The sequence below is a fragment of the Phenylobacterium sp. genome (genome assembly GCF_013822795.1).
GTDB lineage: Bacteria > Pseudomonadota > Alphaproteobacteria > Caulobacterales > Caulobacteraceae > Phenylobacterium.
On record NZ_PNLB01000001.1, the window covers coordinates 308,673 to 323,105 of the forward strand.

15 protein-coding genes are annotated in these 14,433 nt (G+C 68.4%); 7 read left to right on the top strand and 8 right to left on the bottom strand.

Translation table 11 applies throughout. From position 1 onward, the window contains the following. Nucleotides 1–25 precede the first annotated feature (25 nt). Nucleotides 26–805: a hypothetical protein gene (locus C0481_RS01425; RefSeq protein ID WP_293399877.1), complete on the top strand. Its 780-nt coding sequence runs from the start codon at nt 26–28 to the stop codon at nt 803–805. Here C0481_RS01425 and C0481_RS01430 read toward each other — a convergent pair. The 6 genes from C0481_RS01430 to C0481_RS01455 all read right to left on the bottom strand — a co-directional run bounded on the left by C0481_RS01430 (nt 802) and on the right by C0481_RS01455 (nt 6,589). Continuing rightward, nucleotides 802–1,746, bottom strand: coding sequence for a formylglycine-generating enzyme family protein (locus C0481_RS01430; RefSeq protein ID WP_293399880.1), 945 nt, complete (start codon nt 1,744–1,746; stop codon nt 802–804). The two genes, C0481_RS01425 and C0481_RS01430, sit on opposite strands and share 4 nt — an antisense overlap. 287 nt (nt 1,747–2,033) lie before the next feature. After that, on the bottom strand, nt 2,034–3,125 hold the full coding sequence (locus tag C0481_RS01435; protein WP_293399883.1) for a BamA/TamA family outer membrane protein: 1,092 nt from the start codon (nt 3,123–3,125) through the stop codon (nt 2,034–2,036). Between the two features lie 5 nt (nt 3,126–3,130). Further along, a complete protein-coding gene (locus tag C0481_RS01440) occupies nt 3,131–3,763 on the bottom strand; it encodes a hypothetical protein (protein ID WP_293399886.1) in 633 nt (210 codons plus the stop codon). 10 nt (nt 3,764–3,773) lie between these two features. Continuing rightward, nucleotides 3,774–4,553, bottom strand: a complete 780-nt coding sequence (locus C0481_RS01445) for a DUF2092 domain-containing protein (RefSeq protein WP_293399889.1) — start codon at nt 4,551–4,553, stop codon at nt 3,774–3,776. Further along, a complete protein-coding gene (locus C0481_RS01450) occupies nt 4,550–5,740 on the bottom strand; it encodes a DUF1254 domain-containing protein (RefSeq protein WP_293399892.1) in 1,191 nt (396 codons plus the stop codon). The genes C0481_RS01445 and C0481_RS01450 overlap by 4 nt, the downstream gene beginning before the upstream one ends. A 213-nt stretch (nt 5,741–5,953) precedes the next feature. Next, nucleotides 5,954–6,589 (bottom strand): response regulator transcription factor, encoded by a 636-nt coding sequence (locus C0481_RS01455; protein WP_293399895.1) that lies wholly within the window; start codon nt 6,587–6,589, stop codon nt 5,954–5,956. 246 nt (nt 6,590–6,835) lie between these two features. Here C0481_RS01455 and C0481_RS01460 point away from each other — a divergent pair, with 246 nt between their 5' ends. Next, the gene (locus C0481_RS01460; RefSeq protein WP_293399898.1) at nt 6,836–8,329 is read left to right on the top strand and encodes a histidine kinase; all 1,494 of its coding nucleotides are present in this window, start codon (nt 6,836–6,838) and stop codon (nt 8,327–8,329) included. Nucleotides 8,330–8,334: 5 nt separating this feature from the next. Here C0481_RS01460 and C0481_RS01465 read toward each other — a convergent pair whose 3' ends face one another. Beyond that, nucleotides 8,335–8,997 (bottom strand): hemolysin III family protein, encoded by a 663-nt coding sequence (locus C0481_RS01465; protein WP_293399901.1) that lies wholly within the window; start codon nt 8,995–8,997, stop codon nt 8,335–8,337. A gap of 175 nt (nt 8,998–9,172) precedes the next feature. Between C0481_RS01465 and C0481_RS01470 the strand changes: the two genes are divergently transcribed. The 5 genes from C0481_RS01470 (at nt 9,173) to C0481_RS01490 (ending at nt 14,229) form a co-directional block, all read left to right on the top strand. Next, on the top strand, nt 9,173–11,032 hold the full coding sequence (locus C0481_RS01470) for an ATP-binding protein (RefSeq protein WP_293399904.1): 1,860 nt from the start codon (nt 9,173–9,175) through the stop codon (nt 11,030–11,032). Then, nucleotides 11,029–11,709, top strand: a complete 681-nt coding sequence (locus C0481_RS01475) for a response regulator transcription factor (RefSeq protein ID WP_293399907.1) — start codon at nt 11,029–11,031, stop codon at nt 11,707–11,709. The genes C0481_RS01470 and C0481_RS01475 overlap by 4 nt, the downstream gene beginning before the upstream one ends. Nucleotides 11,710–11,904: 195 nt before the next feature. After that, nucleotides 11,905–13,278, top strand: coding sequence for a pilus assembly protein TadG-related protein (locus C0481_RS01480; RefSeq protein ID WP_293399910.1), 1,374 nt, complete (start codon nt 11,905–11,907; stop codon nt 13,276–13,278). After that, the gene (locus C0481_RS01485; protein ID WP_293399913.1) at nt 13,275–13,838 is read left to right on the top strand and encodes a TadE/TadG family type IV pilus assembly protein; all 564 of its coding nucleotides are present in this window, start codon (nt 13,275–13,277) and stop codon (nt 13,836–13,838) included. The genes C0481_RS01480 and C0481_RS01485 overlap by 4 nt, the downstream gene beginning before the upstream one ends. A gap of 10 nt (nt 13,839–13,848) precedes the next feature. After that, nucleotides 13,849–14,229 (top strand): TadE family protein, encoded by a 381-nt coding sequence (locus C0481_RS01490; RefSeq protein ID WP_293399916.1) that lies wholly within the window; start codon nt 13,849–13,851, stop codon nt 14,227–14,229. A gap of 15 nt (nt 14,230–14,244) precedes the next feature. On the opposite strand, the gene C0481_RS01495 is transcribed toward C0481_RS01490, so the two are convergent. Then, nucleotides 14,245–14,433, bottom strand: coding sequence for a hypothetical protein (locus C0481_RS01495; RefSeq protein WP_293399919.1), 189 nt, complete (start codon nt 14,431–14,433; stop codon nt 14,245–14,247).

The window sequence follows — 14,433 nt, forward strand, 5'->3', positions numbered from 1 at the left end:
GGAAATTAGAAGAGGGTTCTAAGGCATGAAATTTGTTGCAGTAATCGGTGCGGCGATGCTGGCGGCCGCGCCGGGCTTGGCCAGCGCCCAGGAGTCCGACGTCGAGCTGGCCAAGAAGCTTGCGAACCCGGTCTCGGACCTGGTCAGCCTGCCGTTCCAGTTCAACTACGACTGCTGTTACGGCCCCTCCGACGGCGAACGGGTGACGCTGAACGTCCAGCCGGTGGTGCCGCTGCACCTGACCGATGACTGGAACCTGATCATTCGCACCATCGTGCCGGTGATCTCGCAGAGCGAGACCGCGCCCGGCCTCGGCGATCAGATGGGGTTCGGCGACACCCTGCAGACCTTCTTCTTTTCCCCGAAGACCGAGGGGTTCGTGCTTGGCGTCGGGCCGGCCATCTCGTACCCGACCGGCACCGACGGCTTCAGCGCGCACCAGTGGGCGGCGGGGCCGGCCGGGCTGGTGCTGAAGCAGCAGGGTCATATGACCTACGGCTTGCTGGCGACGCAGCTCTGGGCGGTGGACACCAGCTTGCCGCAGGAAGTGAACACCACTCTGCTGCAGCCGTTCTTCAACTACACCTTCCCGAACACGACCGGCATCATCGTGAACCTGGAGAGCACCTACGACTGGACGCGCGAACAGTGGACCGTGCCGATGAACGTCGGGGTCACCCACATCTACAAGTGGGGCGACCAGAAGGTGCAGGCCGGGATCATGGGCCGCTACTACTTCGACAGCCCTGACGGCGGACCCGATTGGGGCCTGCGCTTGGTGCTGACCTACATGATCCCGTCCTAGGGGCGGACGACCACGCGGAAGCCGACGTGGCTGGTCGAGGTGTCGACCGGCTGGGCGTGGCGCGCGGCTGGCCGGTAGCGGCGGCAGTAGGACGGGGCGCAGAGATGCGAGCCGCCCTTCAGCACCTTGCGTGGAATGCGGATCTCCGGCTGGTTCGGGTCGTAGCTGGCTTCCATGGCCGCCTGGGCGCGGCTGGTCGCGCAGCAGCCCTTGACCGGCTCGGCCGAGGCGGTGGACCACCAGTCCGTCGTCCACTCCCAGGTGTTGCCGATCATGTCGACCAGGCCATAGCCGTTCGGAGGATAGGAGCCGATCGGGGCGGTGCGCGGCCAGCCGGTCTTGTCGAGGTTCTCGAACGGGAAGCGACCGTGCCAGGTCTTGGCCATCGGCTTGCCGCCGGGTTCGAAGGCGTCGCCCCAGGCGTAGATCCTGGCGTCCAGCCCGCCGCGGGCGGCGTATTCCCATTCGGCCTCGGTCGGCAGCTCGGCCCCGGCCCAGGCGGCGTAGGCCTCGACGTCGGCCCAGGAGACGTGGACCACCGGGTGGTCGGCGAGCCCCTCCAGCGAGCTGTCGGGTCCATAGGGGTGGCGCCAGTCGGCGCCGGCGAGGTAGTGCCACCAGGCGCGCACGTCGTTCAGCGGCACCGGCCCGGCGGTGGGAAGGAAGACCAGCGAGGACGGCGCCAGCATGGCGGGGTCGGCGCCCGGATAGTCGGCCGGATCGGCCGGCTTCTCGGCGGTGGTGACCCAGCCGGTCGCCTCGACGAAGACGGCGAAGTCGCGGTTGCTGACGGGACGGGCGTCGATCCAGAAGCCCTCGACCTCGACCGGGCGCATCGGCGCCTCTTCCGGGTAGTGGATGTCCGAGCCCATGCGAAAGCCGCCGCCCGGAATCCAGACCATGTCGGGCCGTTGGTCAGGCGCGCGAAGCTGACGCTGCATTTGGGGCATCCGATGTGTCCTCGATCGCGGAAGGTTGTAGGCGATCTCAGCATCGCCGGAAACGCTTGGCGATCCGGCGAAACCCTGATCACGAGCGGCGCGCACGGTTAGGCCCCGCGCCCTCGAGAGTGACGCGGGGCCTGTCCAGGAGGCCGGGCCCGATGCCCGACTGACGGAGCGGTCCCCGGGGGGAGGGGAAGGAGCGTTCCGACGTGGTCATCACACCATTGGCCGTTAATCACTGTGATCAGGTCGGCGCCTCATGCGCGGCATGAATTACCCCGAGGTTAGAAGGCCTCGCCGATGTAGAAGTAGAAGGCCTGGGAGTCCTCGCCGAACGCGAAGTCAAAGCTGGCGTTGACGTTGTGCGCCTTGGAGGCCTTGAGGCGCAGCCCGACGCCGACCGCGGGCAGGAGGGTGGAGCCGAGCTTGTCGAACGAGGGCGCGACCCCGCCGACCCCGGCGAAGGCCACCGCGCCGATCCGCCAGAATAGATCGCGTCGGTATTCGACTTGCGCCGAGACCAGGGTGTGGTCGCGGTAGCGGCCCGGATCGTAACCGCGCAGGTCGTTGTTCTGGCCGAACAGGCAAAGGTCGAAGAACGGGGCTCCGTCGCCGCTGTCGCAAACCGCCAGCCGCGCGGCGACCACCGCCTTGGCGGAGAGGGCGTGATAGGCGTTGGCGGCCAGCTCGAAGCGGCTGTAGTCGAAGTCGCTGCTTAACGCCTGGTCGGCGAGCAGCCACTGCGAGGTGACGTAGGCGCCTCGGCGCGGGGCGAACTGATTGTCGCGGGTGTCATACTCGGCCGCGAGGCCGAGCGCCGAGCTGGCGCTGTCGAGTTCGACCTTGGGCAGCGCGAGGTCCGGAAATGGGATCTGGCTGAAGTCGAGGTTGGTCTTCAGGGCGATGCCTCGATAGCGCAGCCCGAGATAGGTGTGGGGTCGCACGCGGAACAGCGCCTCGGCCACGGCGCCGCCGCCTTGCTGATCGATCGGAATAGCCCGGTTTCTGGCCCCGGCGCCGGCGCCCACGCCGTAGAAGTCGAGGTGGAAGTCGCCGCCGCCGGCGCCGATGGTCAGGCGGATCGCATCCTGCCGGAAATTGGCCTGCTGGCCGGCGAAGGCGGCCCAGCTCGTGGTGTCGGTGTAGAGGCCGCCCACCCCAGTGACCCAGGGCGGCGCGGACTTGTCGTGGGTGTAGATGCCCAGGGCGGCGACGGCCAAGCCGTTGCCGATCGCCGGATTGGAGACCGGGATCGGCATGGCCACGAAGCTGAATGGTTTGGCGGGCGGGACGCCCTCGTCAGGCGAGGGCGCGGCTTCATCGGCGAGCGCGGGCGAGGCCAGCGCAAGGCAAAACGCTACGACTGCTACGCGCATGCACCCTAGCCTGGACGATCCACGACTACGTAGACGACGGTATCGCCTTCATACTGGGGCGCGTAGTAGGCGCCGCCGCACGAGTAATAGGTCATTCCAGAGTATGGGTAGGGCGAGCAGGCCGGCGGCAGCGAGTAGTAGCGCGCGCCGAGCGCGGCCGAGGTGACGGCCGCCGCCGTGCCGAGGGCGACGCCCGCGGCGACCGGATGATAGTCGTGGTCGCCCCAGCCCCAGCCGTTGTCGTGGTCGACATCGATGTTGACGTTGTTGCCGACGTTGACGTTGCCGGTGTTGACCCTGTTGCCGCTGCGATTGACGTTCGCGCCGCGATTGACGTTAGCCGTCCGATTGGAGACAGCGGTGCGGTCGACGTTGGCCGCCCGATTGGAGGCGGCGGCGCGGTCGACGTTGGCAGAACGGTTCGCTGCCGCGGGACGAGAGCCGCCCCGGTTCACGTTCGCATGGGCCGCCGGCGCGCGCGAGGCGGCTGGCCGGGCGCCCTGGACGCTGGAACGAGCGCCGCCGCGGACCTGGTGACCGCCGCCGCCGCCGCCGCCGGGGCGGGCCTCAGCGATGACGGGAAACAACGCTGCCGAGAGCGCCGCGGCGGTGAGGGACAGACTATGGAACTTCCACATGCGGTGACTCCTACTTGCCAAGCGCGGTCAGGCGGATGGGCATGGCCCCGGCCGGGGCCGTAAAGGCGAAGGTCTGGGCGTCGAAGGCCGGCCGGAAATTCCACGCCAGGGTGGCGGTGTACTGCGGCGAGCTGGGATCGGTGCGGTCGGTGATGACGATCTTGCGTGGGACCGGCGCGTCGCCCTGGGCGATCCAGATCTGCCAGTCGACGTCGGCCTCGCGGAAGGCGTAGTGGTCGGTGCGGGTCCCGTCGACGAGCGCCGGGCCGACATAGAGGGCTTCCTTGATGTCGTCGGCCCGACCGCCGCCCGGCTCGCTCCAGCGGAAGAGGTCGGTCAGCGGCAGCTCGATGCCGTAACGGTCGCTGGCGAGGGCGAGGGTTTCGCGGATGGTCGGCGGGGCGTCGACCTGCGCGTAGTAGGATGTGCGCGGCGAGGAGACGGTCAGCTTCTTGCCGTCATAGGTGAAGCGGCGGTCCTTGTAGTCGCCGACCCGCTCGATGACGAAGCCGTTGGGACGGCGCACCTTGAAGGTGGCGTTGTCGCCGAACTGGAGGCGCTGGCCGTCGTCCAGCACCAGGTCGAAGGCGCCGTTGGTCTTCAGCTCGAAGCTGGTCTGCGTGCCGAGATAGGCGCTCATCCGCTTCATGGCTTCCATGGCCGCCGGATCGATATCGCTGTCGGCGTCGGTGGCCGTGGCCGGCGGGCTGGTCTGCGCTGGCTGAGCGACGACGGGAGAGGCGATCAGCGCGCAGGCGGACATCACGGAGAGCCAACGAAGCGTTCTCATAAACGGGTTTCCCGGTTTTCTGTTTGGGCGGTTGAGGAGCGACGCGCGCCGCCGACGCGCTCGGGCTCGGGGGGGCGCCAGCCCCCGTCGAGGGCCGAGGCCTTGGGCCAGTAGAGCTTGAGCCGCAGCCGCAGCCGTCCCGGCGGTGCGGCGAGCCAGTTGGCGGTGGGCTCGGCCGGCTGATGATCGATGCGCAGGGTGAGCGCGCCGTCGGGGTCGAGCTCCAGGGCGGTGCGGCTGTCGATAAGCTGGCGGCCGGCCCGCAGCGCCCCGCTGGGCGAGCGGCTGGCCAGGCTAAGCGTCCAGAAGCCATCGACCGGCGGAGCCGCGCCGGGCGCGAACCTGACGACATACGGTTCCGACCCGATGAGCGGGCGCCCGTCGCGGTCGCAGTCGCACACCCATTGCTGGATGTCCTCGGCCGCCGCAGCGCCGAGGTTCGCCAAGGTTGCGGCAGCCGATCCGTCCGGGGCCCCGGACAGTACGTTCCGCCAGATCGTAGCCTCCGCCGGGCCCTGGTCGTGGATCACCCTGGCGAAGCCGTCGGCGGCGCCGAGCGTCAGAGCGTCGCGGATGACGCTGTCTTCGGGGAGGTGGAAGGCCTTGCCGGGCGTGAGGCCAATTTCCGCCAGGGCGGCGGTGTCGAGGCGCTCGGTGTCCGGATAGCGCGCCAGCAGGCGAGCCAGGTGGTGGAACAGGCGGTGGGGGGAGAGCGTGGTCAGCGCGTCCAGCGCAGGCTGCAGCGGGGCGTCAACCTGGCCGGAGAGGGCGCGCAGCGGCGCGCCGGGCGGTTCAGCCGGGCCGAGCGCGAGCTTTTCCAACAGACCTTGGGCGAAGTCCCGGTCGCCCGGCGAACGGGCGGCGATCCGCACGACGGCCCAGACGAGATCGGAGGGCGCACGTCGGGCGACCGCGTCCTTGGGCGCCTCGCCGCGCCAGCCGGGGCCGGCGAGCACGAGGTCGACCCCTCGTTGGTGGGTACGGGGATCGACGCGCCCGATGCGCCGCCCCCAGGCGTCGAACAGCGAGATCGCCCAATAGCGGCCGCCGAGATTGGGCAGGGCCAACAGCATCGGCCCATCGCTGAGGTCGATCCAGGCGCTGGCGCGCACGACCAGATCGTCATCGTCGGCCAGGCCAGGCGTGATGACGCTGCACTCGCCCGGCAGAGCCAGAATCTGATTCATGCCTACTGGATGCGTGCGGCGAACCGCATCGACCAGCAGCAGGGGAAACCCGAGAACGACACCGTCAGCGGCCGTGCGCCGGGCGTCGAACGGGTTCGTTTGTAGTTGCGACGCCATGGGCGTGGACGCCTCCGTGTTACCCGGAAGCGTTCCAGCGCGCGCCTATCGCCGCCATCGGGTCAAACCCGATGTCCGGGGTCGCCGGTAAGGGACTTAGGGCTGGATAAGATTATGTTTTATTCCAAAACGAACGAACTCGGCCGCGGTTCGCACGCCTGCCTTGCGCATCGCCGCGGCGCGGTGGCTTTCCACGGTCTTGACGCTGATCTGGAGCTGCCGGGCGATCTGCTTGTTGGAGTTGCCCTCGGCAATGAGCTGGGCCACCTCAAGCTCGCGCATGGTGAAGCTCTCCAGCCGTGAGCGCTTGCGTTCGCTCACCGCCGCTTCGAGAAGCAGCTCCGACACCGAGGACGAGAAGTAGGGGCGATTGGCGCCCAAGGCGGAGATCGCCGCCTCGAGATGCTGCTCGCTCTCGCTCTTCAGCAGGTAGCCGCGAGCCCCGGCCGCGAGACCGCCGCTGACGGTTTCGTCGTCGTCATGCATCGTAAAGAGCAGGACGTTGGTCTGCGGCGAGTCCTGCCTCAGGCGGCGGGTCACGGCCAGACCGTTCATTAGCGGCAGCGACACGTCGATCACGGCGACGTCCGGCTGTTCAACCACCGCGAGCTCCACCGCGGACTGGCCGTCCGAAGCTTCGCCGCACACCTCCCACCCCGGGTGGCTTTCAACGATGTCCCTTATCCCCCGCCGAACGATCTCGTGATCATCGGCGATCAGAATCCTCAGCATCCAACACCCCAGGTATGAATGCCTAGGTAATACACCCCTTGGATTAGTTAGTGCATCAGTAAGATCACCCATATACGTTTAGTGTGGGGCATGTATGCTGGGAGGGTGTTCCTTTTAGTCGGGGGAACGGGCACCGCTGTTTGGGACTTCCTTAGGTCGAGAGGCCAGGGAAGCGGGAGACGGACGATGGCGTTAGCCCACACCGACGCAAGCGCGTCGGCCCCCTCGTGCGCGGCAGCGCGGCCAGTGGCGGGGGGGTATCCTGGCGCTGCCCTAGCGCTCGCTGAGCTCAGCGGCGGACGAATTACATTCATATCAGCGAGCCCAGCCTTCGCGGCGCGGCTTGGCGCGTCGCAGGATGTCGGCGGCCGGCGGCTGGAGGAGGTCTGCGGTCACGACGACCTGCGCCGCATCCAGGGGCTGGTCGAGCGTTGCGCGCAGGGGCGGCGGCCAGGCCGGATCGACCGGGCGCTCCGCACCGGCGAGACGCCCGACGGCGTCCGCGTCTGGGCCTATCCCATGGACTGGGGCCCGGCCGGCGCCGTGCAGGTGATCTTGTCGATCCCGCCCACCGGCCGCTCGCACCACCTGACGACCCACAGCGAGACGCTGTTCGACCACCTGGGTCCGATCAGTTCGGGCATGCTGTACGTCTACGACATTCAGCAGCGGCGGACGCGTTACATTCACCCCCAGCTGGCCGAGAGCCTGGGACTGTCGCCGACCGGCGCGGGGCTGGCCGAGGTGCAGGATCGGCTGCATCCGAGCGACGTTCTCGTGCTGCAGCGCCATCTCGAGAGCATGGCCGGCCTGGGCGACCACGAGGTCTGCGAGACGCAGCTGCGGCTCCGCGGCGCCGATGGCGAGTGGCGGATCGTGCAGTCGCGAGCCCGGGTGTTCTCCCGCACGCCGGACGGGCTGGTCCGCAGGGTGATCGGCGTCGCCTCCGACGTCACCGCGGCGGTCGCCCAGACGAACGCGCTGGCCCAGGCCAAGGCCGATGTCGCCCGCGCCGAACTGGACGAGCGGCGGCGGATCGGGCGTGAGCTGCACGACTCCACCACTCAGCACCTAGTGGCCATCGGCCTGTCGCTGGCGGCGCTGGAGCGGCGGACGGTGTTCGACGAAAGCCATCAGGCGATCTTGCGCGACATCCGCAATTCGATCGCGGCCGCGCATCGCGAGATCCGCACCTTCTCGTTCATGCTGCATCCGCCGCAGGCGAGCGGCGGCGACCTGGCCGAGCGGCTGCGCGTCTTCGCCGACGGCTTCGGTCGCCGGGCTTCGCTGCGCATCTCGGTGGACGTAGTGGGCCAGCCGCGCGACGCCTCCAGCGCCATGGAGGGGGCCCTGTTCCGCATCTTCCAGGAGGCGCTGATGAACGTGCACCGGCATACGGCCGCGCGCAGCGTGCGCGTGGTGCTGAACTATGTCGGCGCCGAGGTCTCGCTGATGGTCGAGGACGACGGCGGCAAGTTGGCCAGCGATCGCATCCCCGTGGTCGATCACGAGACCGGGGTCGGCATCGGCAGCATGCGCGGGCGCTTGATCGAGCTCGGCGGGCGACTGGACCTGGAGTCCGGGGATGGCGGCTTGCGGCTGAAGGCCCAGCTGCCGCTAGCGCGGGTTGCGGAGATCAAGCCTGCGCGTCGCGCGAAGCGCGTGGCCGGGGAGGAGCGCTCGTTTGCGCCCCGCGATCGGGAGATCAGGCCCGAACGGGCGCCGCCGCGGCTGGCCTGAGGGCTCTAGCGCGCGGTCAGCACCACCCCGAGCAGCACCGCGGCCCAGTGAACGCCGGCTCCGGCCACGACGTGGCCGTGCCAGATGGCTCGTGCATAGCGCAGTTGCTTGTTCAGATAGAACGCCACGCCGCTGGAATAGAGCAGCCCGCCGATCGCCAGCAGTAGCACGGTGAGGCTGGTGGCGTTGGCTAGCAGCGGCTTGAACGCCACGAGCACGATCCAGCCGAGCAGCAGATAGGCCGCAACCCAGACCCGGCGTCCGACGCCGGGCAGCAGCACCTTGCCCAGGGCGCCGAAAGCGGCGACCGACCACACCGCCGCGGTCATGCCCCAGGCCCAGGCGCCGGTCAGGGTCTGGGTCGTGAACGGCGTGTAGGAGCCGGCGATCATCAGGAAGATCCCGGCGTGATCGAGCCGGCGCAGGGTGGGCCGAAAGCGCGGCTTGGCGAAGTTGTAGGCGGTCGAAAACCCGAGCATGGCCAGTAAGCCAAGCGCGTAGATGCCGACCGCGAACGCCATGCTGAGCGACTGGGCCCTGACCGCCAGGGTGAGCAGCACGATCCCGCCGACCAGAGCGAGCGTCAGGCCGACGACGTGCACGACCAGGTCGGCGCACTTGGCGCTGGCGGTCGGGTAATGGCGTGGCGGAATCGCGGGCGGATTCATGGGGGAGGCTCCTGATCCTGGCGTCGGCGAACGATAGCAGGTTCCGGACGCGAGGCGAGGGCGGCGAGACCGCCCAATAGGCGAAAGGGCTTATTCAATCTGGATTTATGTGCTTACGATCATTGAAGTAATCGAAGGGTGATGCTTCCGGCCGCAATAGTGCAGGGATGTGTTGATGTCCGTCGAGCGTCAGGATGCCGGGCAGCAGCGCCTCTCAGGTGGGCGCCTGATCGCCCATGAGGGGGCTGCATACCTGGCGGCCTTTCTGCTGGTCCTGGCTGTCGCTGCGGCGGTCGAGCTGGCCCTGATCAACGACCTCCGACTTGAACGATTCAGCGCCGTGCTGCTGGCCGGGGTGCTGGTCATCGCCGCGGCCCTCGGGCTTGGCTATGGCTTGGCGGCGGGCGCCGCGGCGCTGGCGGCGCTGCAGTTGGCGGCCCGAACGGTTTTGCCGCAGGGATGGTTGTCGCAAGACGGGCTGCTGTTTGCGCTGCTTGGCGCGGCGGTGGTCGCGGCCGGGCTCTATGCCGATGTCGCGCGCCGCAGGGAGAGCGCGGCGCGGGCGCTGATGGCGGTCGGCGGGCGGCTGTCGGCGCATGTGTCGGACACCGCGCTTGGTCAGTTCATGCGCAGCGTCCGCGGCGAGCGGCTGTCGGGCGCCGAGATCCTCGAGAACACCGCGCGCACCGGGGTCTGTGTGCTGATCGTCGGCGCCGGATGGGCGCTGGCGCGGGTGGCGGGCGACGCCTTGGGGCCGGGCGCCACCCAGCTGATTTTGACCGGCGCGGTGCTGCTGATCGGCGCGGCGCTAGGGAGCAGCCTGGGACTGGCCGGCGGCGTGCTGACCATGTTGGCGGCGCTGGCGTTCCCGCCTACGCCTGGACAGCTCGCAGGTTCGCCGTCGGTGATCGCCTTTGAGCTGCTGATGTACGCCGTGTTCGGCTGGGGCGCCGGCTATCTGGCCGACCGGTTGCAGCAAGAGCGGCGGGCCATGGACGGCCTGACCGCCGCCAGCCGTGAGTTCGCAGCCGGGGCCGACGAGGCGAGCGTGCGCCAGATCCTGCTGGAGAGCCTGGTGAAGGTCACCGGCGGCGGCGCAGTCGAGCTGGTCGACGAGACCGGCGGCGCGGGACTGAGCACGCCTTCGGCGGCGGGCGGGCGCTGGCGCGAGCGGGCGCTGTCCTCGGACGGCCGGGTGGTGGGCGTGGCGCGCTGGTCGCCCGGCGCAGGGCGCGGCCGCAAGGAGGCGGACGACGAGGTCGCCGCCGCGGTGATCGATCTCGGGGCCTCGGCGATCGTCCGGGCGCGGCTCGGCGTCGAGAAGGCTGACATGGAGTTTCGGGCCCGGACCGAGCAACTGCGGACCATCCTGCTCGACGCGGTCTCGCACCACTTCCGCTCGCCGCTGGCCGGGATCCTCGGGTCGGCCACCAGCATTCTGAGCCTGCCCGAGCAGCACGACCGCGAGGCGCGGCGCGAGTTGCTGCTGATCATCAAGGAGCAGGCCAATCGGCTGAACCGCTATGTCGAGAACTTCCTCAGCGTGGCGCGGCTGGAGTCCGGGGCCATCGACGTCAACCCGACCGAGGTTGCGCTGGAGCCGCTGCTCTACGACGTCTGGGAGACGTTCGGAGAGGCCGGCGGCGCGCGGCGGTTCCTGCATGTCGAGGTGGGCGAGACGAGCGTAGTGGCCGATCACGGCCTGCTGACCCAGGTGGCCGGCAACATTCTCGAGAACGCCATCAAGTTCAGCGGCGAGGGTTCGATGGTCGCGGTCCGCGCACGGCGCGAGGGCGAGACGATCGTCATGACCGTCACCGACCAGGGCGGCGGTGTCGCCCCCGGCGTGGTCGACCGGATCTTCGACCGGTTCTTTCGTGGGCAATCGACCCCGGCCCCGGGACTGGGGTTGGGGCTCTACATCACGCGCAGTCTCGTCGAGATACTGGGCGGTTCGGTCCGGGCGCAGAACCGGTCGGACGGGGAGAGCGGGCTGGTGATCAGCGTCAGCCTGCCGGCGGGGAGGGGAACATGAGTGCGGCGAGCATCCTGATTGTCGAGGACGAAGAACAGCTGCAGCGGATGCTCCGCTCAGCGCTGACCCAGGCCGGCTACATGGTGGTGACGGCCAAGTCGGGGTTGGAGGCCCTGGAGCAGCTGGTTCGCAACGAGTTCGGGGTGGTGTTGCTGGACCTCGGCCTGCCCGACATGGACGGCAAGGAAGTCATCGCCCAGGCGCGTTCAATCTCGCGCGCGCCGTTCCTGGTGGTGTCGGCCCGCGGCTCGGAGCGCGAGAAGATCGCGGCCCTGGACCTGGGCGCCAACGACTATGTGGCCAAGCCGTTCGACATGGGCGAGCTGATGGCGCGGATCCGCGTGGCGCTGCGCATCCCGCAGCCGGCGTCCGCCAGCAAGGCGGCGGCCGGCGGCCTGCACGTGGATGTGGCCGTGCGGCGGGCGACGGTGGACGGCGCCTCGGTGCGGCTGTCGCGCAAGGAGACCGAGCTGCTGGCGCTGTTGATGGACGCGCGCGGCGAGGTGGTGACCCACGACGCCATCATCGAGGCGATCTGGGGACGCGGAACCGAGGCCGACTTCATGAACGTGCGGGTGCTGGCCTGGCAGGTGCGGCGCAAGATCGAGCCGGACGCGGCGGCGCCGCGGTTCCTGATCGCCGAGGCCGGGCTGGGCTATCGGCTGAGCCTCGATTGAGGATTTAATTACGCAATTTGCAGTAAATCTCCATGTTAAGATTTCTGTTAAGAAACTCTCGCTCGCTCATTGTTTGAGTAGATGCGGTAGATTCCCGTATTGGGTGTTCGACTATTGAATTGATCGGAGAGTTGGACTTCTATTGAGCTCCAGCGCCGCGCTTGGAGCGGCGCCCCAGCAGGTGGGCTGTCTGTCATGGGCGGAGTCTGCAAGCCATTACAGGGCGCCTCGCGGAGGCTGCTGGCGCGGCTGTCCGGCTTTGGTTCGGAGCGGCGCGGCAGTGTCAGTCCGATGCTGACCCTGATGATCATTCCGCTGGTCGGGATGCTGGGCATGGCCACCGAGGCCTCCAGCTGGTTTTTCGCCCAGCGCTCGATGCAGGCCGCGGCTGACGCCGCCGTCCTGGCCGCGGCGACCAACGGCTGCGACGCCACGCAGGCCACCTGCGTCGACGCCAAGACCCCCTATTACAACGTCGAGGCCGGGTCGGTGGCGAGCCGGTTCGGCTTCGTCAACGGCTCGGCCAACACCACGGTGACGGCGATCAACACCGCGCAATGCCCCGCGCCGCTGACCGAGGCGAACTGCTATCGGGTGACGATCTCCCGGCTGATGCCGGTCAACCTGACCCGCATCGTCGGCTTCCAGGGCAATTACACCACCGACGCGGGGCCGGCGCAGAGGGTTGTGGCTTCTGCGGTAGCCTCGCCGAGGCAGCGGGGGTCCTATTGCCTTCTGGCTTTGGCTGCGGGCGGTGCCGGCGTCGAGGGCATCCGGTGCAACGGCTGCAACGCAGCTAACATGGCGGGGTGCCGCGTCGGCACCAACGGGACGGCGCGCTGCAACGGCGGCAATCTGAACGCGGCCGGTTCCGACGCCGGCGGCAACCGGAGCGACTGTGCTGCGGGCGGCGCCGGGACGACTGGCGTGGCGCCGATTCCTGACCCTTACAAAATTCTCGCGGCGAAGATCCCGCCCGACACCTGCGAGGGTAAGTACGCAGGCGTTACGGTGACCGCCACCACGCTGACTGTCAGCGCGACGCCGACGACCTACTGCGGCGGCGTGACGTTCAGCAATGGCGTCACGATTTCGGGCAACGGTGTGATCGTGGTCAGAAGGGGCAGTCTCACCGTGCCGGGTGGGCGGACCCTAAAGACCGCCGCCGGCTCTCACCTGACGATCATCTTCTCCGGCCCCCACGCCAACAATGTCACCCACAATCTGAACGTGGACACGGCTGATTTCGCGGCGCCGACTTCAGGCGATTGGTCGGGCGTTGCAGTCTACCAGGACCCAGCCTTGACCAGCGGCGTCGACTACACGGTGTCGGGCAATCGTCCGACCTGGAACATTACCGGGTTGGTCTACATGCCAAATGCGTCGCTAAACATTGGCGGCATCGTCAACAAGGCGAGCAATGGCCACAACTGCTTCGCCTTGGTGGTCGACACATTCCGGTCCAACGGCACGACGACGTTCCTTGAGCAACAGACGGAGTGCCCGCAGGCCGGTCTGAAGCCGCCGACCGCGGCCGACTACGTCACTCGAACGGCGCTGGTCCAATGAATGCGCGCAGGCCCAAGCGGGCAGGTTTCTGGCGGGACGACGCCGGCGCGGCTGCGGTCGAGTTCGTGCTGTGGCTGTCGCTGCTGGTCTTGCCGCTGATCAACGCCGTCGACCTCGGCGTCTATGTCTTCAAGAAAATGCAGGTGGAGATGGCCGCCCAGGCGGGCACGCATGCGGCTTGGCGTTTGTGCGACCAGAGCGCCGAGCTGCCGGCGGTGGCCAACTGCACGGGGCTGGCCACGACCATTCAGACCGCGGTGCAGTCGACGACCCTGGGCGCGACGGTCACCGTCGCCGCGGCCAGTCCGGCTGAGGGCTATTACTGCGTCAACAGCTCCGGGGCGCTGACCCTGGTTGGCGCGGCCGGGAGGATCGGGTTGGCGCCGACCAAGCCAAACCCGTTCACCTGCGAAGCGCAGTTCAGCGGCTCAAAGACGGTTCCCGGCGACTATGTGCAGGTCACGGTGACCTATCCCTATCAGCCGATCTTCAGCCAGGCCTCGATCGCGAGCCTGCTGACCACGCCGATCACCAAGACCGCCTGGATGCGGCTGAACTGAAATGGGCGCGATGCGGAGCTTGATGGGCAGGCTGGGGCGAGACGAGACCGGTTCCTCGGCAGTCGAATTCGTGCTGATCCTCGTGCCGATGGTCCTGCTGACCATTGGGGCGATCAATCTGAGCCTGATGGTCTATACGGTCGCGAACCTGAACTATGCGGCCGAGGACGCGGCGCGTTGCAACGCCGTGAAGAAGACGACCTGCACCAACGCGGCGACGACCAACACCTATGGCCGGGGGCGCTACAAAGGACCGGGCGTTCCGACCTTTACGGCCACCAACCCCGCCTGCGGCAGTCGAGTGGTGGGGACGGTGCCCTACGTGTTCACGACGGGGCTGACCTCGACGACGTTCACGCTGTCGTCGCAGGCCTGCTATCCGGCGACCTGAAGGCGGCGTTCCCGGTCAGATCAGGTTGAGACCGAGCTTGGCGGTGATGCCTGGCAGCAGGAAGGTGTAGAGGGCCAGGGCGATCGCGTAGAGCGATCCCAAGACGGGCCGACCCTCGCGGAAATTGATCACGACGCCGGCCAGCATCGGGCCGCTGATCGGGCCGATGATGAAGTAGGGCGCCAGTCGCTTGAAGCGGGACAC